This window comes from Mycobacterium sp. NGS48 (genome assembly GCF_059812585.1).
The window spans coordinates 317,979-339,467 of sequence record NZ_JCALCY010000005.1 but is presented as its reverse complement, the minus strand read 5'-3'; the positions used below and the strand labels follow the sequence as shown (position 1 = coordinate 339,467).

General features: G+C 65.9%; 19 protein-coding genes. 14 read left to right on the top strand and 5 right to left on the bottom strand.

The window, feature by feature from the left end; all coding sequences use genetic code 11:
* The first annotated feature begins 1 nt into the window (after position 1).
* Positions 2-1,261: a serine--tRNA ligase gene (serS, locus tag AC5Y42_RS12805; protein WP_499898551.1), complete on the top strand. Its 1,260-nt coding sequence runs from the start codon at positions 2-4 to the stop codon at positions 1,259-1,261.
* Here the strand turns inward: serS and AC5Y42_RS12800 are convergent.
* Positions 1,258-1,749, bottom strand: a complete 492-nt coding sequence (locus tag AC5Y42_RS12800) for a DUF2834 domain-containing protein (protein WP_499898549.1) — start codon at positions 1,747-1,749, stop codon at positions 1,258-1,260. The two genes, serS and AC5Y42_RS12800, sit on opposite strands and share 4 nt — an antisense overlap.
* Before the next feature lie 78 nt (positions 1,750-1,827).
* On the opposite strand from AC5Y42_RS12800, the gene AC5Y42_RS12795 reads away from it, so the two are divergent.
* Complete coding sequence (locus tag AC5Y42_RS12795) at positions 1,828-2,433, top strand: TetR/AcrR family transcriptional regulator (protein ID WP_499898547.1); 606 nt, start codon at positions 1,828-1,830, stop codon at positions 2,431-2,433.
* 58 nt (positions 2,434-2,491) lie between these two features.
* The gene (locus AC5Y42_RS12790; protein ID WP_499898545.1) at positions 2,492-4,054 is read left to right on the top strand and encodes a phytoene desaturase family protein; all 1,563 of its coding nucleotides are present in this window, start codon (positions 2,492-2,494) and stop codon (positions 4,052-4,054) included.
* Here AC5Y42_RS12790 and AC5Y42_RS12785 read toward each other — a convergent pair.
* Both AC5Y42_RS12785 and AC5Y42_RS12780 read right to left on the bottom strand, forming a co-directional pair.
* Positions 4,051-4,392: a hypothetical protein gene (locus tag AC5Y42_RS12785; protein WP_499898544.1), complete on the bottom strand. Its 342-nt coding sequence runs from the start codon at positions 4,390-4,392 to the stop codon at positions 4,051-4,053. The two genes, AC5Y42_RS12790 and AC5Y42_RS12785, sit on opposite strands and share 4 nt — an antisense overlap.
* Positions 4,389-5,939, bottom strand: a complete 1,551-nt coding sequence (locus AC5Y42_RS12780) for a Rieske 2Fe-2S domain-containing protein (protein ID WP_499898542.1) — start codon at positions 5,937-5,939, stop codon at positions 4,389-4,391. Before AC5Y42_RS12780 ends, AC5Y42_RS12785 begins: the two co-directional genes overlap by 4 nt.
* Before the next feature lie 228 nt (positions 5,940-6,167).
* Between AC5Y42_RS12780 and AC5Y42_RS12775 the strand changes: the two genes are divergently transcribed.
* From AC5Y42_RS12775 to AC5Y42_RS12760, 4 genes are all read left to right on the top strand, one after another.
* Entirely contained in the window at positions 6,168-6,950 is a 783-nt protein-coding gene (locus tag AC5Y42_RS12775) for a lysophospholipid acyltransferase family protein (protein WP_499898541.1), read from the top strand.
* A gap of 4 nt (positions 6,951-6,954) precedes the next feature.
* The gene (locus tag AC5Y42_RS12770) at positions 6,955-7,704 is read left to right on the top strand and encodes a lysophospholipid acyltransferase family protein (protein ID WP_499898540.1); all 750 of its coding nucleotides are present in this window, start codon (positions 6,955-6,957) and stop codon (positions 7,702-7,704) included.
* A gap of 67 nt (positions 7,705-7,771) precedes the next feature.
* Complete coding sequence (locus tag AC5Y42_RS12765) at positions 7,772-8,521, top strand: lysophospholipid acyltransferase family protein (protein ID WP_499898538.1); 750 nt, start codon at positions 7,772-7,774, stop codon at positions 8,519-8,521.
* 25 nt (positions 8,522-8,546) lie between these two features.
* Complete coding sequence (locus AC5Y42_RS12760; protein WP_499898537.1) at positions 8,547-9,362, top strand: HAD family hydrolase; 816 nt, start codon at positions 8,547-8,549, stop codon at positions 9,360-9,362.
* A 5-nt stretch (positions 9,363-9,367) separates the two neighbouring features.
* On the opposite strand, the gene AC5Y42_RS12755 is transcribed toward AC5Y42_RS12760, so the two are convergent.
* Both AC5Y42_RS12755 and AC5Y42_RS12750 read right to left on the bottom strand, forming a co-directional pair.
* Entirely contained in the window at positions 9,368-10,990 is a 1,623-nt protein-coding gene (locus tag AC5Y42_RS12755) for an N-acetylmuramoyl-L-alanine amidase (RefSeq protein ID WP_499898535.1), read from the bottom strand.
* 160 nt (positions 10,991-11,150) lie between these two features.
* Entirely contained in the window at positions 11,151-12,068 is a 918-nt protein-coding gene (locus AC5Y42_RS12750; RefSeq protein WP_499898534.1) for a hypothetical protein, read from the bottom strand.
* Positions 12,069-12,355: 287 nt separating this feature from the next.
* Between AC5Y42_RS12750 and glf the strand changes: the two genes are divergently transcribed.
* The 7 genes from glf to AC5Y42_RS12715 all read left to right on the top strand — a co-directional run bounded on the left by glf (position 12,356) and on the right by AC5Y42_RS12715 (position 21,376).
* The gene (glf, locus tag AC5Y42_RS12745) at positions 12,356-13,549 is read left to right on the top strand and encodes a UDP-galactopyranose mutase (RefSeq protein ID WP_499898533.1); all 1,194 of its coding nucleotides are present in this window, start codon (positions 12,356-12,358) and stop codon (positions 13,547-13,549) included.
* Positions 13,546-15,483 (top strand): glycosyltransferase, encoded by a 1,938-nt coding sequence (locus tag AC5Y42_RS12740; protein WP_499898531.1) that lies wholly within the window; start codon positions 13,546-13,548, stop codon positions 15,481-15,483. The genes glf and AC5Y42_RS12740 overlap by 4 nt, the downstream gene beginning before the upstream one ends.
* A gap of 4 nt (positions 15,484-15,487) precedes the next feature.
* On the top strand, positions 15,488-16,027 hold the full coding sequence (locus tag AC5Y42_RS12735) for a phosphatase PAP2 family protein (protein WP_499898530.1): 540 nt from the start codon (positions 15,488-15,490) through the stop codon (positions 16,025-16,027).
* On the top strand, positions 16,020-16,934 hold the full coding sequence (locus AC5Y42_RS12730) for a decaprenyl-phosphate phosphoribosyltransferase (protein ID WP_499898528.1): 915 nt from the start codon (positions 16,020-16,022) through the stop codon (positions 16,932-16,934). Before AC5Y42_RS12735 ends, AC5Y42_RS12730 begins: the two co-directional genes overlap by 8 nt.
* Complete coding sequence (gene aftB, locus AC5Y42_RS12725) at positions 16,918-18,894, top strand: terminal beta-(1->2)-arabinofuranosyltransferase (protein ID WP_499898672.1); 1,977 nt, start codon at positions 16,918-16,920, stop codon at positions 18,892-18,894. Before AC5Y42_RS12730 ends, aftB begins: the two co-directional genes overlap by 17 nt.
* 330 nt (positions 18,895-19,224) lie before the next feature.
* On the top strand, positions 19,225-20,337 hold the full coding sequence (gene ag85A / locus AC5Y42_RS12720; protein ID WP_499898527.1) for a diacylglycerol acyltransferase/mycolyltransferase Ag85A: 1,113 nt from the start codon (positions 19,225-19,227) through the stop codon (positions 20,335-20,337).
* A 145-nt stretch (positions 20,338-20,482) separates the two neighbouring features.
* Entirely contained in the window at positions 20,483-21,376 is an 894-nt protein-coding gene (locus AC5Y42_RS12715; protein WP_499898525.1) for an esterase family protein, read from the top strand.
* The last annotated feature ends 113 nt before the right edge of the window (positions 21,377-21,489 follow it).

Here is a 21,489-nt window from a genome sequence, read left to right as displayed (position 1 = left end):
CGTGATCGACCTGAAGCTGTTGCGCGAAGACCCCGACGCCGTCCGGCGCTCCCAGACCAGCCGCGGCGAGGACCCGGGCCTGGTCGACACGCTGCTGTCGGCCGATGCCGCCCGGCGCAGCGCGATCTCGGCCGCCGATTCGCTGCGGGCCGAGCAGAAGGCCGCCAGCAAGAAGGTCGGCGCCGCATCCGCCGACGACCGCCCCGCGCTGTTGCAGCAGGCCCGCGATCTGGCGGAGCGGGTCAAGGCCGCCGAGGCCGAGCAGGCCGAAGCCGAGGCGACATTCACCGCTGCCCACATGGCGATCTCTAACATCATCCTCGATCCGGTGCCCGCCGGCGGCGAGGACAACTACACGGTCCTCGATGTCGTCGGTGAGCCGACTGCTATCGAAAACCCGAGGGACCATTTGGAACTCGGCGAATCGCTGGGTCTCCTCGACATGGAGCGGGGCGCCAAGGTGTCCGGCTCGCGGTTCTATTTCCTGACCGGCCGGGGCGCGCTGCTGCAGCTGGGGCTGCTACAGCTGGCCATCCGGCTCGCGGCAGACAACGACTTCGTCCCGGTGATCCCGCCGGTGCTGGTGCGCCCGGACGTGATGTCGGGCACCGGCTTTCTGGGCGCGCACGCCGAGGAGGTGTATCACCTCGAAGCCGACGACCTCTATCTGGTCGGCACCTCCGAGGTGCCGCTGGCCGGCTACCACGCCGACGAGATCCTGGACCTCTCCAAAGGTCCGCTGCGGTATGCGGGCTGGTCGTCGTGCTTTCGACGGGAAGCCGGCAGCCACGGCAAGGACACCCGCGGCATCATCCGGGTGCACCAGTTCGACAAGGTCGAAGGGTTCGTCTACTGCACACCGGCCGACAGCGAGGCGGAGCACAGCCGGCTGCTCGGCTGGCAGCGCGAAATGCTGTCCCGCATCGAGGTGCCGTATCGCGTAATCGACGTCGCAGCCGGCGATCTCGGCTCTTCCGCGGCCCGCAAGTTCGACTGCGAAGCGTGGGTGCCCACCCAGGGCGCCTACCGCGAGCTGACCTCGACGTCGAACTGCACCACGTTCCAGGCCCGACGGCTGGCCACCCGGTACCGGGACGCCAACGGCAAGCCGCAGACCGCCGCAACACTCAACGGCACGCTGGCCACCACCCGTTGGCTGGTTGCCATATTGGAGAACCACCAGCGCCCCGACGGCAGCGTGCGAGTCCCCGAGGCACTGGTGCCGTTCGTGGGCACCGAACTGCTGGAGCCAGGCTCCTAGGCGTCCACCGCGGTCGGCGTCGCGTGCCGCTGCGCGTGCCGGTGCTGTCGCTCGATCGTGGCGAAGTAAAACGCGAACGCGAAGGCGCAGCTGGTGAACAGGCTGGACACGAAATACAGCCAAGGCCGCCGCAGGCCCCGCCGGTACCCGTCGATGATGGTGAACAGCGGCAGCAGAACGACATTGATGATGGTGTAGTCCTGGCTGGCCGAACTGGCCGCAGGATTGGTGAACATCAGCCGGATGTAATCCGACCAACTGCCAGGCCCCCAAAACGGATTGCCAGATCCCGTCGAGTACTCACGCACGAACCGAATATTGAAATACCAGCCCAACACGATCGACGCGATACCGATGACGTAGTACAGGCATTCCAGCGCCGAGAACCGGGAACCGCCGGACGGCCGGCTGAATACCGCGGGGTTCGAGGCAACGATCACGCCGATCACGGTCAGACCCAGTACTGCGTGTACGAGAAGCGACATCATGCGGGCAGTCTCGGCAACTCACGCAGTTTTGTCAATATTGACATTTCTGGCGGTCGAACGGCACGGTAGGTTACCGGCATGGCCCGACCGCCGCAGACGTCGCGCAGCGAACGCACTCGCGAAGCCTTGCGCCAGGCGGCCCTGGTGCGGTTCTTAGCCCAAGGCGTCGAAGACACCTCGGCTGAGCAGATCGCGGCCGATGCCGGAGTGTCGTTGCGCACCTTCTATCGGCATTTCACCTCCAAGCACGACCTGCTATTCGCCGACTACGACGCCGGCTTGCACTGGTTTCGCACCGCGCTGAACGCACGTCGGCCCGACGAGTCGATCATCGAGTCGGTGCAGGCAGCGATCTTCGCGTTTCCCTATGACGTTGAGGCGGTGACCCGAATTGCTGCGCTGCGGGCCCAAGAACTCGATCCCGGACGCATTGTGCGGCATATCCGCCAGGTGGAGGCCGACTTCTCCGACGCGATCGTCGAGCGGCTTGCGCCCGGCGGACCCCGTACGCCGGATGACCGGCTGCAGATCACGGTGGCCGCTCGCTGCATCGGCGCCGCGGTGTTCGGCGCGATGGAGGTTTGGATGCTCGGTGAGGACCGGTCGCTGGCCGAACTGGCCCGGCTATGCCGGACGGCGCTCGACTCGCTTCAGCTGGGCGTGCTGGGGCCAGTTTCGTCATAATTGACAAAACTAGGGATCCATGCCAGCCTGCGCTGCAGAGTCAGGGAGGGCAATGCGGATGGCCGATTACGACGCGATCGTCATTGGTGCCGGGCACAACGGTTTGGCCGCAGCGGTGCTGCTGCAACGCGCCGGACTGCGCACGTTGTGCCTGGAATCCAAGCTTTACGCCGGCGGGATGGCTTCCACGGTCGAGTTGTTCGACGGCTACCGATTCGAAATCGCCGGCTCAGTGCAGTTCCCGACCGCGTCCGTGGTTGTCGAAGCGCTGGGCCTGGAGACCTTGCCAACGATCGACCTGGACGTCATGTCAGTCGCGTTGCGCGGAATGGGTGACGACCCGCTGATCCAATACAGCGACCCGATCAAATTATTCGCCCACTTGAGCGATGTGCACGGCGCTGATGCCGTCAACGGCATGGCCGGGTTGATGGCCTGGAGCCAGGCGCCCACCCGCGCGCTGGGCCGGTTCGAGGCCGGGACACCGCCGAAGACGATCGATCAGATGTATGCCTGTGCCACCAACGAATTCGAACGTTCAGCCATCGACGACATGCTATTCGGCTCGGTCACCGACGTGTTGGACCGCTATCTCCCGGACCGCGAAAAGCACGGCGCGCTACGCGGATCGATGACCGTGTTGGCCGTCAACACGCTCTACCGCGGCCCGGCCACACCGGGTAGCGCGGCCGCGCTCGCCTTCGGACTGGGTGTTCCCGACGGCGACACCATGCAGATGAAGAAGCTGCGCGGTGGCATCGGCGCGCTCACCTCGCATCTGTGCCAACTGCTGGAAAGCCACGGCGGCGAAGTTCGACTCCGCACCAAGGTGACCGAGATCGTGCTCGCCGACGGCCGGGTCAGCGGGGTACGCACCGAGGCGGGCGACACCATCACCGCTCCCGTCGTCGTCTCGGGCATCGCGCCTGACCTCACGCTCAACGAGTTGATCGATCCGGCCGCGCTGTCCCCCGATATCCGGCAGCGCTACGCACGGATCGACCATCGCGGCAGCTACCTGCAGATGCACTTCGCGCTGGAGGAGCCCCCCAGATTCGCCGCGCCCTACGAGGCGCTCGACGACTCCGCCATGCAGGCGTCGATCGGTTTGTTCTGCACACCCGAAGAAGTCCAGCAGCAGTGGGAGGATTGCCGCCGCGGGACGGTTCCGGCCGACCCGACCGTGGTGTTGCAGATCCCGTCGCAGAACGATCCGGACCTTGCGCCCGAGGGTAAACACGCGGCCTCGGCATTCGCGTTGTGGTTCCCGATCGAAGGAGATGCCGACTACGGTCGGGCCAAAGCTGACATGGGTCAGCGCGTGATCGACAAGATCACCCGGCTGGCACCGAATTTCGAAGGCAGCATCATTCGGCACACCACCTTCACGCCCCGGCACATGGGTGTGATGTTCGGCGCCCCGGGCGGCGACTACTGCCACGGGCTGCTGAACGCGAATCAGATCGGTCCCAACCGGCCGGGTCCCAACGGCTTTGCCGGCCAGCCGATCCCGATCCAGGGACTGTACCTGGGCAGTGCGGGATGCCACGGCGGGCCCGGCATCACCTTTATTCCCGGTTACAACGCCGCGCACCAGGCGCTGGCTGACGCCGGCTGCTAACCCGACCGGTGCAGTAGCTGGTCCAGTAATGCGGTGAACTGCTCCGGATCCTCCGGCGTGAACGCGGGGCTCAGCTGGGCCCCCGGTACGTCCAGCGTGATCAAAGTCGACTTCAACGGCCGGCGAATGTCCAGCGGCAGCCACCGACGAAGATCTGAACTCCCCCAGATCCGGAATCGGTGCATGAACGTCCCGAGCGGCTCGGCCTGGTAGCCGCGAATCCTGTCCAGGGCAATGATCTTGGAGGTGCCTGAGGGAAAATGATAGCGCCGCAAGGTGATTGCGGTGCGGTCCAACTGTACCAGGCCGTCGTCGTAGTGCTGCGGGGAGGTGCTCACTGGCGCTCGCACCGAAGCTCGTGACCGCGCGCCGTGAGGCAGCGGCCGTTTTCCAGATTCCACTGCCAGCCGTGCAGGTTACAGGTCAGGGTATTGCCTTCCACCACGCCGAATTTAGACAAGTCGGCCTTCAGATGCGGACAGCGTCGTTGCATCTGCCAGCCATCCAGGGTGATCGTCGCGGTGTCGTCGTGGGTCTCGGCGAACCAGCCGTCGGCGTAGGCGATCCGCTCATCGGTCAGACATTTGAAGAATGTGTACAGGTACTCGTTGTAGCCGCCGACCCGCCAGGCCCGAAACCGGGTGGACAAGAAGACGGTGTTGACCCAGTCGGGCTCGTCGTCGCGCAGCACGGTGCGGACCAACTCCGGCGGGATTGCAAACCCGTAGCGAAACTTCTCCTCGGGAATGGGTTCGCGCACAGTACGTTTCGGGAAGTCGACTACCACGGTTTCCGAGCCGAGTATCAGCTCGACCGGATAGCCGATACCGTCGCAGATTTCGTCACTGGCCAGCATGATCGGTTCGAACGCCGCGCGCAACGGCTCCAGCAACGACTCGCCGGCAGCCGGTGCCCAACCGGCCTTCTCGGCAGCCAGCACCGGCGCCATCCGTTCGGCGTAGTCGGCGATATACGCGGCTTTGCCGGTGGTGAAGATCGCCTCGACCTGCTCTTCAGGAACCGGGTGACTCAATGAGAGCAGTTGCGCGCCAGAAAAATCCGCGGTGGAGCCAGGCATCATCAGCAGACCCCTGTCATGACCATGCGCCTGCATCTGGTCGAGGAACACCATCTGGTCGGGAAAGATATTGGCCGGGTCGCCACGGTCGTCGTTGAGGTCTCGCAATTCGGGATCCAGGAAGCATGGCGGGCCCGCCGACGGGATCACCCAGGTGGCGTCGACCTGTGCGATGTAAGCGCGGGCGCGGTCCATTTGGCGTTGCCGCTTCTGGGTGCCGAACGCCTCTTTGGCGCGGGTGGGCATCTCGTAGACCATCGGATACCAGATCGCGCCGGAGTACTGCAGCATGTGCACGTCGATATGGCCGAACTCCGAATGCAGGGCGTCGAGATCCACCGGCCGGGCGTCGTTCATATTGAAAACGGTCGTGAGGCCATCCGAAAGCACCAGCGCGGAATCCCCGATCGGCCCGTCGGCGGGAGCGCGCAGGGCGATGACCATGATCTCCAGCTCGCCCTTTGGCCCGCCGACTCGATGCTTGACCGAGTCGGTGGTTTCGAAGAACCGATGAAATCCGAGCTTGGCCAGCTCATCACGCAGGTCGGCCACCGGATAGTCCGGCAACAAGACCACAGCGTCTTTGTTGACATGCCGACTGAGCAGCCTGGCGTCGAAGTGGTCTTTGTGCAGGTGCGAGACGTAGAGGTAGTCGCAATCGCCCAGGACGTCCCAGTCCAACCCGCTGTTGTCCGGGAAGGGGAACCACGACGCGAAGTAGGCCGGGTTGACCCACGGGTCGCACAGGATGCTGCCCGCCGGCGTCTCGATCCGAAAGCCGGCATGACCGACGCTGGTGACCTGCACTAAACCCTTTCGACGAGCGGATGGTGCCGCCCCGAGCCTAGCGGCGATCGCAAGGGCGGCGAAGCCGGGCGCGGCGGGTCGCCGCAATCAGACCAGCGGCGATCGCAAGGGCGGCGAAACCGGGCGCGGCCGGTCGCCGCGCAAGCAACCCAGCGGCGAACCGTCTCGATCGGCCGTGTGTTGACTGCCCGCGCACTCTCACAGCGGCAAAACACTAGGGTTGGTGAGGTGGAACCGGTGTACGGGACTGTGATTCAGCTTGCCCGCTTGACATGGCGATTACAGGGTTTGCGGTTCACCGTCAGCGGGGTGGAGCACCTGCCGGAGACCGGCGGCGCTGTCGTGGCAATCAACCACACCAGCTATTTCGACTTCACCTTCGCCGGCCTGCCCGCCTACAAGCAGCATCGCGGGCGCAAGGTGCGATTCATGGCCAAGCAGGAAGTGTTCGACCACCGGATGACCGGGCCGATCATGCGCGGCTGCCGGCACATTCCGGTGGACCGCGATAGCGGCGCCGCCTCCTTCGAAGCGGCGGTCGCGGCGCTGCAGGCCGGCGAATTGGTCGGGGTCTATCCCGAGGCGACGATCAGCCGCAGCTTCGAGATCAAGGAACTCAAGTCCGGTGCCGCCCGGATGGCCATTGCGGCCAACGCCCCGATCGTCCCGCACATCGTGTGGGGTGCCCAACGGATCTGGACCAAAGACCATCCCAAAACGCTGCTGCGGCCAAGGGTGCCGATCACGGTGGCGGTCGGCGAACCAATCATGCCGACGCTGCCCGCGCCGGACCTGACCGTGCTGCTGCATTCGCGCATGCAGCACCTGCTCGAGCGGGTGCAAGACTCCTACGGTCCGCATCCTGCCGGCGAGTACTGGGTCCCGCACCGGCTGGGCGGCGGCGCCCCGACGTTGGCGGAGGCCGCCCGGTTGGACGCCGAGGAAGCATCGCGGCGCGCCGCGGCCAAGGCCGCCCGGCGGGCTTCCGATTCGGAGGCGACACCGGAGTAGCTGCATGGAACCGGTATTCCGCACACTTGAGATCACCGCGAAAGCCCTGGTCAAGGCGGTGGGCAGCCCGATCACCTACCAGGGGCTGGATAACATTCCGCAGGCCGGCGGCGCGGTGATCGCCATCAACCACACCAGCTATGTCGACTGGCTGCCGGCCGCCCTCGCCGTGCATTACCGCGGGCGGCGCATCCGGTACATGATCAAAGCCGAGATGCAGCAGGTGAAGTCGGTCGATTTCCTGATCAAGCACACCAAGACCATCCCGGTGAACCGCGGCGCGGGAGCCGACGCCTATGCGGTCGCCGTCCAGCGGCTGCGTGAGGGCGAAGTGGTGGGATTGATGCCCGAGGCGACGATCAGCCGCAGCTTCGAACTCAAGGACTTCAAGACCGGTGCCGCCCGGATGGCGCTGGACGCGCAGGTGCCGATCGTTCCGCTGATCGTGTGGGGCGCTCAGCGGATCTGGACCAAAGACCACCCCAGAAACCTCGGCCGGAAAAAGATCCCCATCACCGTGGCGGCCGGTCCATCACTGTTGCCGCACGATGACGTCGACGCGCTCGAATCCGAATTGCGCGACGAAATGACGAGGGTGCTGCACCGAGTACAGGAGGACTATCCACATCCCGAAGGTGCGTACTGGGTGCCCTCGCGGCTCGGTGGCGGTGCCCCGACGTTGGCCGAGGCTCAGGTTCTCGAAGAGGCCGAACTGGCCGAGCGGGCGCGCAAGCGTGCGGAAGGTGACCGATGAAACCGAGGTACGGACAATCCCCGCCGGCACCTGCCGTCCAGGCAAGCCGAACAACAGGAGTACGACAATGGTAGAGCCGTTTTTCCGCATGATGGAAATCGTGGTGCCACCTCTGATCGCGGCTAACGGCACCAAAGTGACCTACCACGGGCTGGAGAACATTGCCGGCCACGGAGGTGGGTTGATCGCACTCAACCACACCAGTTACCTCGACTGGCTTCCTGCGTCGATGGCCGCATATCAGCGGCGGCGGCGGTTGAGATTCATGATCAAAGCCGAGATGCAGGATGTGGCGGCAGTCAATTTCGTGATCAAGCACATCAAGCTCATCCCGGTGGACCGAGAGCACGGGGCTGACGCGTACGCCGCGGCGGTGCAACAACTCAAGGAAGGCGAGCTCGTCGGGCTGCATCCGGAGGCCACAATCAGCCGCAGTTACGAACTGCGGCCGTTCAAGACCGGAGCGGCCAGGCTGGCGCTTGAGGCACAGGTGCCGATTATCCCGATGATCGTCTGGGGTGCGCAGCGCATTTGGCCCAAAGATCATCCAAAGAACTTATTTCTCAACAAGGTTCCGATCACCGTCGCAATCGGCTCGCCGCTCTCGCCTATGGGGGATCCAGAGCGGCTCACCGCCGTGCTGCGCGATGTGATGAAAACAATGCTGTACCGGGTTCAAGAAGACTATCCACACCCCACCGGCGAGTATTGGGTGCCGCGGCGGCTCGGTGGCAATGCGCCGACTCCCGATGAGTCAAAGCGCCTTCGCGTGGCGGAATTGGCCGAACGGGCACGCAAACAGGGCCCTCGTCGGTGAGGCCACCGAGCAGCGAGGTTTCTCGGTGACCTTGCCGGCGCTCATTGCCTGCGACGTGGACGGCACCCTGGTCAACAATGCAGACACGATCACTCCGCGTACCAGGCAGGCGGTGAGCGCCGCCGTCGCCGCCGGTGCCCAGTTCGTCTTGGCGACCGGACGTCCGCCGCGCTGGGTGAAACCGGTTGTCGACGCGCTGGGGTTCGCCCCAATGGCGGTGTGCGCCAACGGCGCCGTCATCTACGACCCGGCAACAGACCGTGTGGTGTCGGCCCGAACGCTGTCGGTGGATTTGCTGGGGGAGCTGGCCGACATCGCCACTCGCGCCATCCCGGGCGCCGGACTGGCCGTCGAGAGGGTCGGCAGCCGGGCGCACGACACCGCCACACCACAATTCATCAGCTCGCCGGGCTACGAGCATGCCTGGCTCAACCCGGACAACACCGAAGTGTCCATCGACGATCTGCTCAGCGCGCCCGCGGTCAAATTGCTGATCCGCAAGGCCGGCGCCCGCAGCGAGGACATGGCAGCCGAATTGGCCAAACACCTGGGCGTCGAGGGTGACATCACGTACTCCACCAACAATGGCCTGATCGAGATCGTGCCGCCCGGCATCAGCAAAGCCACTGGCATCGACGAGCTCGCCCGCCCACTGGGCATCAGCGACGACGATGTGGTGGCTTTCGGCGACATGCCCAACGACCTGCCGATGCTGCTGCGCGCCGGGCACGGCGTGGCGATGGGCAACGCGCATCCCAAGGTCATGGCCGCCGCCAACGAGGTCACGGCACCCAACACCGACGACGGCGTAGCGCGCGTCCTGGAACGGTGGTGGCTGTAACGCGTCTAGCCGACCAGGGGCGAGAACCGCTCGAGTTGTACCGGCGGACCTCCCGGTGACGCCGGTGGCAGTACCTCCGCGACGCCGTCGATGACCCGGGTGATGCGGCCATCCTCCCGGTCGAAGTTCAACGTGCCGTGCTGGAAGTTTTGCTTGATCCACAGCGGTTCTTGAATCTCGGCACTGGTCGGCAGGCCTAGCGCGCCCCGCTCGTAACCCAGCGAGGCCCAGGCCTCGTAGATGGCGCCGGTGACCGGTTGCGCACCGGTTTCCGGCGACCAGTACATCGCGCCATGGTCGAACGTCGCATACCGCGCGGATCCGGCCGCGACGGCTTCTGGCGAGGTCGGCTCCCCCAGCGCTCCGTTCGCTGCGCTAATTTCCTGCCATCGGGCATGGATCGCGCCGCCCTCCAGCGCGGCGGCCAGGTCAGCAGGCCCGGGCGGGTCGTTGAACCGGGCAGCGGTATTGCGGATCTCGGGCATCAGCGGGTAGGCGAGGTGTCCCGGGCAATCGGTGTTGCTGACGTCGCGATGACTAAAGATGGTCGGCAGTGTGGGCGTGGCCCCCGTCGGGAAATGGGTGTTGGCCCCGCCTGCCGAGGTCAGGGTGACCGTTCCCAACGGGTCGACGTGATCCAGGCCGAGCCGCCAGCCGATCAGCCGGCCGATGGTGCGCAGCTGAATCGGCGTCGGCGGCACGTCGTCGAAGTTGCCGATCATTGCCACGCCCCAGGTGCCGCGGTTGAATCCGCCGGTGTGATCGCCCGTCACCGGGCCGGTGAGCCCACCGGCCCGTCCCTCGAATACCTGCCCGTATTTGTCGACCAGCGCGTTGTAGGCGATGTCGCACCAGCCCAGCATTCTGGTGTGGTAGGCGTAGATCGCTTGGACGATCCTGGCCGAGTCCTCCGGCTCATAATCGTTGCTCTCGGCCGTGTGGTGTACCACGCTCGCATGAAGCCGGTCGTGGTACGGCGGGTTGTGGCATCGCACCACGTCGTCGGCGCCCCATCGGGAGCGACCGATGACGTTGGGTGGCTGGCCCGGCGCGATGACCGCAGTCGGCGGCGTCCACTGCGGATCGGCCGGCGCCTGCGGGGGCGAGATCAGGATCGCGGAGAGATTTTGCGGCATCGGTTGTTCAACCGTCGCCGGGAGGTAACCGAGGTCGGGCTTGACGGAGGTCGCGCTCGGTGGCGGCGACGTCACCGGCGCGCCGGCCGGTCGGCTGACTGCGATCTGCACAGTGGTTGTGTTGCCGACGAAAACCGGCTCGGTGCCGCGTGCGACGTGCGGCGACGTCCCGTCAGCGCCGTCGGGGCCCAGCGTCTCGGTGTCATACCAGCGGCCCCAGGAACCGTCGGTGTGCTTGGCGCGCACCCGTGCGGAGGTTCCGGTCAGGTCGCCGCCGGTGAGCGCCACCATCGAAAAGGCTGTGGGCTGGCTGATTTCGCGGACTGTGACGCCGCCACCAACGCCGATCAGTGGCTGCTGGCTCAGGTGCGTGTCTCCACCCCGCGGATGATCCCCGGGTGGCCGAGTCGGAGCCGCCGCCCACGGCAGGATGACGGCCGTTGCCGCAATCGCGGTGGACAGCAGCCTGGGCGGATGGCGGCGGAGCGGCACGAACCGATGTTACTTAAGTGGCCTATGTTGCCTGTGATGCGACACGGCACCGGGGTGGACGAAGTTCGCCCACCTGGTAACGGCACCGCAGAGTCTGGCCGCGAACGCGGGGCTCGCTCTGCGGTGCCGTCAGGGGGCAGGTCCTTAACTCATAACCCTGTTAGGGGGTTGCTGCCGGCACAGCGGCGGCGGCCGGCGCGGCAGCAGCCGCCGCCGGCGCGGCGCCCTGCATAGCCTGCGTGATCGATGGCATCACCAGCCCTTTGAGCAGGTCCATGGCCTGCCCGGCACCCAGTTGGTTGGCGGCGCTCATCATGTCGTTGACGATTCCGCCGCTGCCGCCCGATGCGGCCGGTGCGGCGCCCAACGAAGGATCGCCCAGGATCGGGTAGGTGCCGCCGAGGCCCGGATCCAATCCGATCGGTGCGCTGATCGGCACCTCGCCGGGTGACGTCAGGCCAGGCAGCGTCCCAGCCGGGCTGGTCAGCGACGGATCGATACCCGCGGGACTGGTCAGTCCAGGTGTCAACCCGGCCGGGTTGGTCAGCCCCGGAGTCGTCAGACTCGGATCGGTAAGACCCGGCGTGGTCAGACCCGGCGTGGCACCCGGAGTCAGGCCTGGCGTGGTCAGACCCGGCGTTGCGCCCGGCGTGGTCAGACCTGGCGTTGTGAGACCAGGGGTGGTCAGACTCGGATCGGCGAGACCCGGCGCGGTCAGGCCCGGCGAAGTCAGACCGGGGCTGGTCAGCCCAGGACTGGTCAAACCGGGGCTGGTCAAGCCAGGACTGGTCAGGCCGGGACTGGTCAAGCCCGACGAGACCGCCGCGGGACTACCGCCCAGGCTCGGCACCGGCGGCATATTGATCCCGAACTGTGAAAGTCCTTGGGTCAGGGCGGACATCAATTCGTTGGGCAGATCTGTCATGACGGCCGCCTGCACGAACTCCTGATGATCGGGCGCCGGCTCGGAATCAGCCGCTAGCTGGCAGACAGTGACATAAGCAAAAGGACTTGCGACCGCCAGAGCGGCGACTGCGCTCATAGCCGTCGAGAGCCTGCGTCGACGTCGGTTCGGCACGGAAGTCTCCTCAATCTGGACTGCATGGTCGTCGGTGTCATGCCGGTGAAGCGCGACATGGAGCCTGAAATCAGGCCACGTGATCGATGGTACTGATGTGACTGCTGGGACTAGTGTGGCGATATCGAATCGTGAACCAATCGCGACCTTCGTCACCTCGCGGGCACTGTTTCGCCATGTGTGGCTTAGCTGTTGTGCGCGACGCTCGACGAATGTCACCTTCAACCCGGCACTCCCGGAGCCGCGTAGCGGGCTGGAGCCGCGCAGTCGGATACCCTAGGCAACCGATGACTTCTCGTTTCGACCTCTTTGTCGTCGGCTCCGGGTTCTTCGGCCTGACGATCGCCGAGCGTGTGGCCACCCAACTCGACAAGCGCGTGCTGGTCGTCGAGAAGCGCCCACACATCGGCGGCAACGCGTACTCCGAAGCCGAGTCGCAGACCGGGATCGAGGTGCACAAGTACGGCGCGCATCTGTTCCACACATCCAACAAACGGGTGTGGGATTACGTCCGGCAGTTCACCGAGTTCACCGGTTACCAGCACCGCGTGTTTGCGTTGCACGACGGGCAGGCCTACCAGTTCCCGATGGGCCTCGGCCTGGTCTCGCAGTTCTTCGGCCGCTACTTCACCCCTGACGAGGCGCGCGCGCTGATCGCGCAGCAAGCCGCCGAAATCGACACCGCTGACGCGCAGAACCTCGAGGAAAAGGCAATCTCGTTGATCGGACGGCCGCTTTACGAGGCGTTCGTCAAGGGCTATACCGCCAAGCAGTGGCAAACCGATCCCAAGGAGCTGCCCGCGGCCAACATCACCCGCTTGCCGGTGCGCTATACGTTCGACAACCGCTATTTCAACGACACTTATGAGGGGCTGCCGGTCGACGGCTACACCGCGTGGCTGCAAAACATGGCCGCCGATGACCGCATCGAGGTACGGCTGGACACCGACTGGTTCGACGTCCGGGACGAGCTGCGCCGAGGGTCCCCGTCGGCTCCTGTTGTTTATACCGGCCCGCTGGACCGCTATTTCGACTATGCCGATGGCCAGCTGGGTTGGCGCACACTGGATTTCGAGGTCGAAGTGCTGCCCACCGGAGATTTCCAGGGCACGCCGGTGATGAACTACAACGATCCAGATGTGCCGTACACCCGCATCCACGAGTTTCGCCACTTCCATCCCGAGCGGGACTACCCGACCGACAAGACAGTGATCATGCGGGAGTACTCGCGGTTCGCGGACGACGACGACGAGCCCTACTATCCGATCAACACCGAGGCCGACCGTGCCCTGCTGACCGCATATCGCGCCAGGGCCAAAGCCGAGACCGCGTCGTCGAAAGTGCTCTTCGGGGGGCGGCTGGGCACCTACCAATATCTGGACATGCACATGGCCATTGCCAGCGCACTGAACATGTACGACAACGTTCTTGCGCCGCACCTGCGCGATGGCCTGCCGTTAGAAGAAAGCATCCGCGGATGAGTGAGAAAGCCGTGAGCCTACTGGCCCGTGTCATTTTGCCGCGCCCGGGCGAGCCGCTCGATGTGCGCAAGCTTTACTTGGAGGAGTCGAAGACCAACGCCCGACGGGCGCACGCGGCGACGCGTACCTCGCTGCAAATCGGCACCGAGTCCCAGGTGTCGTTCGCCAGCTATTTCAACGCTTTTCCGGCCAGCTACTGGCGGCGCTGGACGACGCTGACGTCGGTTTTGCTGCGCGCCGAGCTGACCGGCGCCGGGCGGGTTGACGTTTATCGGTCCAAGGCCACCGGAGCCCGGATTTTCGTCGAGGGGCGCGGATTTGCCAGCGGCGCAGACCAGCCGGCAGTGGTCGAATTCGAGATCGGTCTGCAGCCGTTCGAGGACGGTGGCTGGGTCTGGTTCGACATCACCACCGACAGCGACGTCACATTGCACAGCGCCGGCTGGTATGCACCGGTGCCGGCGCCGGGTGTGGGCAATATCGCGGTCGGCATCCCGACTTTCAACCGGCCCGCCGACTGCGTCAGCGCGCTGCGCGAGCTCACGTCAGATCCGTTGGTGGACAACGTCATCGGTGCCGTGATCGTACCCGACCAAGGTACCACGAAGGCCCGTAACCACCCCGATTTCCCCGAAGCTGCCGCTGCACTGGGCAACCGGCTTTCGATCCACGACCAGCCTAATTTGGGTGGTTCCGGCGGATACAGCCGGGTGATGTACGAGGCGCTGAAAAACACCGACTGCCAGCAGATCCTGTTCATGGACGATGACATCCGCATCGAACCGGACACCATCTTGCGGGTGCTGGCGATGCACCGCTTCGCCAAGTCGCCGATGCTGGTGGGCGGCCAGATGCTCAACCTTCAAGAGCCGTCCCACCTGCACATCATGGGTGAGGTCGTCGACCGGTCGAAGTTCATGTGGACCGCCGCGCCGCACGCAGAATACGACCACGACTTCGCTGAATATGCACTGAGCGCCAAGAACATTCGCAGTAATCAACTGCACCGGCGCATCGACGCCGACTTCAACGGCTGGTGGACGTGCATGATCCCGCGGCAGGTCGCCGAAGAACTGGGTCAACCACTGCCACTGTTCATCAAATGGGACGACGCCGACTACGGCCTGCGGGCCGCCGAACACGGCTACCCCACCGCCACGCTGCCCGGCGCCGCGATCTGGCACATGGCGTGGAGCGACAAGGACGACGCCATCGACTGGCAGGCCTACTTCCATCTGCGTAACCGGTTGGTGGTGGCAGCCATGCACTGGGACGGCGACATCATCGGTCTGCTGCGCAGCCATCTGAAAGCCACGCTGAAACACCTTGCCTGCCTGGAGTATTCGACGGTCGCGATTCAAAACAGGGCGATCGACGACTTCTTGGCCGGGCCGGAGCACATCTTCTCGATCCTGGAATCCGCGTTGCCGGAGGTGCACCGCCTGCGCAAGGCCTATTCGGATGCGGTGGTGTTGCCGGCGGCCAGCGAACTGCCGGCGCCGTCACGCAAGAACACCCAGATGAAGCCGCCGGTGAACCCGCTGGCCATCAGCTACCGGCTGGCCCGCGGGACGCTGCATAACCTCACCAAGGCCGACCCGCGACACCACCAGCGTCCCCAGTTGAACGTGCCGACCCAGGACGCCCGGTGGTTCAAACTGTGCACCCTCGACGGAGCCACCGTCACGACGGCCGACGGTCGCGGCGTGGTGTACCGCCAACGCGACCGGGCCAAGATGTTCAGCCTGTTGTGGCAATCGCTGCGTCGTCAGCGCCGGCTGGCCAGTCGGTTCGACGAGATGCGCCGCGTCTATCGCGAAGCCCTGCCGGTGCTGTCCAGCAAGCAGAAGTGGGAGACGGTGCTGTTCGCCGCCAGCGGGCCGTGCCCCCCGGCCCACAAAGACGCGGCAGACGGCGTGCCCCGCGATGGCTGACGTCGTGACTGAAACTGCTGCGCCGCGTGGTGAACTGGCTGTTTTGGTGGCTGTCCAATCGGCGCTGGCCGATCGACCGGGGATGCTGGCCGCCGCGCGCGGTTTGTCACATTTCGGTGAGCACAGCATCGGCTGGCTGGCTGTCTCGGCGCTCGGCGCGCTCCTGCAGCCGGGGCGGCGCCGGGCGTGGCTGCGGGTCGGGGTCGGGGCCTTCGCTGCGCATGCGGCGGCCGTGCTGATCAAGCGACTGGCACGGCGCACCCGCCCGGATCATCCGGCAGTCGCGGTGAACGTCGGCACACCGAGTCGGCTGAGCTTTCCGTCTGCGCACGCCACGTCCACCACCGCGGCGGCAATCCTGCTGGCCCGGGTCACCGGGTCATCGCTGCCGGCCCTGCTGGTGCCACCGATGGCGTTGTCCCGGATGCTGCTGGGGGTGCACTATCCCAGCGACGTGGCCGCCGGCGTCGGCGTTGGCGCCGCCGTCGCAGCGGTCACGATGTGGGTTGACGGCCGGCTCAAAGGTGAGGTGCCGAATGAGTGAGGACGTGGTGCCGGTGACCGGACCTCCGGCCAACCTGATCGTCGGAGTCGTCAAGGCGATCCGCCCGCGGCAATGGGTGAAGAACATCTTGGTGCTGGCGGCCCCGGTGGCCGCGTTGGGCACCGACGTCCGCTACGACTACGTCGACGTCCTGACCAAAGAGGCCGTCGCGTTCGTGGTGTTCTGCCTGGCCGCGTCGTCGATATACCTGATCAACGACGTCCGCGACGTCGAGGCCGATCGCGAACATCCCACCAAGCGGTTCCGCCCGATCGCGGCCGGTGTTGTGCCGGAGTGGCTGGCCTACGTGATCGCCGCGGTGCTCGGTGTCGCCTCGCTGGTGGTCGCCTGCCTACTGACCCGCAATCTGGCCGTGGTGATGGCGGTCTACATCGGCATGCAGTTGGCGTATTGCTTCGGGCTCAAGCATCAAGCCGTGATCGACATCTGCATCGTCTCCTCGGCATATCTGATCCGCGCCATCGCCGGTGGTGCGGCCGCCGATATCTATCTGTCGCAATGGTTTTTGTTGATGGCGGCATTCGGGTCGCTGTTCATGGTGGCAGGCAAGCGCTACGCCGAGTTGCAGTTGGCCGAACGCACGGGTGCCAAGATCCGCAAATCGCTGGAGAGTTACACCAGCACCTATCTCCGGTTCGTGTGGACAATGTCGGCCACCGCGCTGGTGGTCTGTTACGGGCTGTGGGCCTTCGAGCGCGACCGCTACTCGGGCACCTGGTTCGCGGTGTCGATGGTTCCGTTCACGATCGCGGTCCTGCGGTACGCGGTCGACGTCGACGGCGGGCTGGCCGGGGAACCCGAAGATATTGCGTTGCGCGATCGGGTGTTACAGCTGCTGGCGCTGGCTTGGATCGGAACCGTTGGTGCTGCTGTTGCGTTCGGCTAACGCCGCCCCGGTCTCGTCTCGCCGGCCGGCGTTGGCGCCGGCGGGCCGGCCCGCGTTTCCTTACGACACGACGGTTCGGGTCAGCCTGTGGGTGAGCGTCGCGGTGGTGACCGTGCTGTTCGGCTGGGGGGCCTGGCAGCGGCGGTGGATCGCCGACGACGGGCTGATCGTGCTGCGGACAGTGCGCAACCTGCTGGCCGGCAACGGGCCGGTGTTCAACGCGGGCGAGCGGGTGGAGGCCAACACCTCGGTGGTGTGGACCTACCTGGTCTATGCAGGAGCCTGGCTGGCCGGGCCGATGCGGATGGAATACGTGGCGCTGACGCTGGCGCTGGCGCTGAGCCTGCTGGGCATGGCGCTGCTGATGTTGGGAACGGGCCGGCTGTACGCGCCCAGCCTGCTCGGGCGACGAGCGGTGATGCTCCCGGCCGGTGCGCTGGTTTACATCGCGATACCGCCGGCGCGCGATTTCGCCACGTCCGGGCTGGAAAGCGGCCTGGTGCTGGCCTACCTCGGGCTGCTCTGGTGGCTGATGGTCTGCTGGTCGCAGGCGCTGCGATCGCGTCCGCCGGGCCGAATCTTTATCGGCGTACTGGCGTTTGTCGCGGGCTTAAGCGTCCTGGTGCGTCCCGAACTGGCGCTGATCGGCGGTCTGGCGTTGATCATGATGCTGGTCGCTGCACAGGGCTGGCGGTGGCGGTTGCTGATCGTGGTGTCCGGCGGGCTGCTTCCGGTGGCCTACCAGATCTTCCGGATGGGTTATTACGCGCTGCTGTTCCCCGGCACGGCGCTGGCCAAGGACGCAGCCGGCGACAAATGGCCGCAGGGCCTGATTTATCTGTCCAACTTCAACCAGCCCTACGCGTTGTGGGTCCCCGCCCTGCTGGTGTTGGTACTGGGTCTACTGCTGGTGGCCACCCGCGGTCGGCCCTGGTGGATTCGACACGCACCGCCCGCCGGCTACGGACGGTTGGCGCGCACCGTACAAAGCCCGGCCGCCGTCGTGGCCTTCGTCGTGTTCAGTGGATTGCTGCAGGCCCTGTACTGGATCCGGCAAGGCGGCGACTTCATGCACGGGCGGGTCCTGCTGGTGCCGATCTTTTGTCTGCTGGCACCGGTGGCCGTGGTGCCGGTGATGTTTCCCGACGGCACGAAGTTCTCCCGGGAGACCGGCTATTGGTTGGCCGGGGCGATCAGCGCGCTGTGGCTGGCGGTCGCGGGCTGGTCGCTGTGGGCGGCGAACTCGCCGGGAATGGGCGACGGCGCCACTCGGGTCACCTACTCAGGCATCGTCGACGAGCGCCGCTTCTACGCGCAGGCTACCGGGCATGCGCATCCGCTGACCGCCGCTGACTACCTGGACTATCCGCGGATGCGCGCGGTGCTGGTGGCGCTCAACAACACCCCGGACGGAGCGCTACTGCTTCCTTCCGGTGACTACGACCGCTGGGACCTGGTGCCGGCGATCCCGCCGTCGACCACCGACGCGCCGCCCCAAAAGGGGCCGCACGCCGTCTTTTTCACCAACCTCGGCATGTCGAGCATGAATGTCGGCTTGGACGTCAGGGTGCTCGACCAGATCGGATTGGCCAATCCGCTGGCTGCCCATATCGCGCGGTTGCAGTACGGCCGCATCGGTCACGACAAAAACCTGTTCCCGGACTGGGTGATCGCCGATGGCCCGTGGGTCAAGTGGTACCCGGGCGTTCCCGGATACCTTGACGCGCAGTGGGTCACCCAAGCCGAGGCAGCACTGCACTGCCCAGCCACCCAGGCCGTGCTGAATTCGGTGCGCAGCCCAATGGGTCCGCGCCGGTTCCTGTCGAACTTCTTGCACGCCTACGAGTTCACCAAATATCGGATCGACCGTGTCCCGCGCTACGAGCTGCTCAGGTGTGGACTCGAAGTACCGGAGTCCGGCGTGGCCCCCTACACGGGGCTGCCGGCGGCAGGCCCGTGAGCCCCGCGGCGGCGCTTCCCGGTGGGCATTGCGCAGAAAATTTTCGCCACTCGCTTGCCGTGGCAGCACCAGAACGGTGTTGCCTCCGACAGCAACGCCGGATGAGACTGCTCACCGGCGGTGAATCCCTCGTGGGCACATTCATCATGCGGCCGAAACCGACCCGCTGGCCGCGCCAGACGGCGCACCGCCGCCGGCTTTCACGCTGTTCTCGATGAGAGAGTTCGCACCACGATGTGGTTGACTACACGAGCACTGTTGCACCTAGCGCATATCTAGCGCACGCAGTTCGACCCGAATATGGGCCAACCAAGGATGAGGAAAGCACGGATGAAGCTTGTTGACAGACTTCGCGGCGCGGTCAAGGGGATGCCGCGCCGTCTCGTTGTCGGCGCCGCCGGGGCAGCGCTGCTGCCAGGGCTGATCGGCGTCGTCGGCAGCTCCGCGACCGCGGGGGCGTTCTCCCGGCCGGGTCTGCCGGTCGATTACCTGCAGGTGCCGTCGGCGGCGATGGGCCGCGATATCAAGGTCCAGTTCCAGAGCGGCGGAGCCAACGCGCCGGCGGTGTACCTGCTCGACGGAATGCGCGCACGGGACGACTTCAACGGCTGGGACATCGAGACCCCGGCCTTCGAGTGGTACTACCAGTCCGGTCTGTCGGTGGTCATGCCGGTCGGCGGGCAGTCCAGCTTCTACAGCGACTGGTACAAGCCTGCCTGCGGTAAGGCCGGCTGCACGACCTACAAGTGGGAAACCTTCCTGACCGGCGAGCTGCCGCAATACCTGCAGGCCAACCAGCAGGTCAAGCCCAACGGCGGTGCCGTGGTCGGCTTGTCGATGGCAGGCGCGTCGGCATTGACTCTCGCGGCCTACCACCCCGACCAGTTCATCTACGCCGGCTCGATGTCGGCCCTGCTGGACCCGTCGCAGGGGATGGGGCCGTCGTTGATCAACCTGGCGATGGGTGACGCCGGCGGCTACAAGGCCGCCGACATGTGGGGCCCGAAGGAGGATCCGGCATGGCAGCGCAACGACCCGTTGCTGAACGTCGGAAAGGTCGTCGCCAACAACACCCGGGTGTGGATCTACTGCGGTAACGGCAAGCCGTCCGAGCTGGGCGGCGACAACCTGCCGGCCAAGTTCCTCGAGGGTTTTGTGCGGACCAGCAACATCAAGTATCAGGACGCCTACAACGCCGCCGGGGGCCACAACGCCACGTTCAACTTCCCGGAGAACGGCACGCACAGCTGGGAGTACTGGGGCCAGCAGCTGAACGCGATGAAGCCTGACCTGCAGCGTGTGCTGGGCGCAACGCCCGGCGGCGGTGGTGGTACCACCGAGAGCGCGCCTCAGGGCACCGCGTCCAGCGCGGCCAGCCAGGGCACCCCTGCCAACCAGGGCAGCGGCGGCACGCCGGTTGCCGCGCAGGGCACCCACGGCTAGGCGCCAATCATTACCGCTGACGGCGGCGACCTTTCGGGTCGCCGCCGTTAGTCGTTTCCGGCCCTCCTGTCGCATCCGGTGTGGTTCACTACCTTGCGGGACGGGGCTGCGCGGGGGTTGGTGGAGCGACACGAGTGAGGTGGACATGAGGGGCCTGTCGATGCTGCTGCGGATGCTGTTCGCTGCCGTGCTTGCCGTCGCATTGGGCGGTATCACCGCGACGCAGACCGGCTCGGCGCATGCGGCAGGTGTCGAAAATCTCATGGTGCCGTCGGGCGCGATGGGCCGCGACATCCCGGTGAGCTTCATAGCCGGCGGCCCACACGCGGTATACCTGCTGGACGCCTTCGACGCCGCCCCCGACGTCAGCAACTGGATGAATGCGGGAAACGCGGGGAACACCCTGTCGGGCAAGGGAATCTCGGTGGTCGCGCCGGCGGGCGGCGCTTACAGCATGTACACCAACTGGGAACAGGACGGCAGCAAGCAGTGGGACACCTTCTTGTCCAGTGAGCTGCCGGACTGGCTGGCCGCCAACAAAGGCCTGGCGCCCGGAGGCCATGCGGTCGTCGGCGCCTCGCAGGGCGGATACGGCGCGATGGCCCTCGCCTGCTTCCACCCCGAACGGTTCGGTTACGCCGGGTCATTGTCGGGCTTCCTACGCCCGTCGGGTACGGACGAGACCGGCGCGATCACCGCCGGCATGGCCCAGTTCGGTGGGGTGGACTCTTACGGTATGTGGGGTGCGCCACAGCTGGGCCGGTGGAAATGGCATGACCCCTACGCGCACGCCTCGATGCTGGCGCAGAACAACAGCCGGATCTGGGTGTACAACCCGAGCGGCGGCGCCAGCAACCCGGCCGCGATGATCGGCCAGGAGGCGACGGCCACCGGTAGCGGCCGATTCTTCTACCAGCAGTACCGCAACGACGGCGGCCACAACGGGCACTTCGACTTCCCGGCCGGCGACAACGGCTGGGGTTCCTGGAGCGCACAGCTGGCGGCGATGTCCGGCGACATCGTCGGGGCGATTCGCTAGATAGCCGACCCGACGCCGAGTCTGCGCCCACTGCGCCGAAACTGCGGTGAGCGCGGAATCCGGCCGCGGACGACGATCTGGACGCAGACTCGACGCCGTCAGCGCAGGCTCGA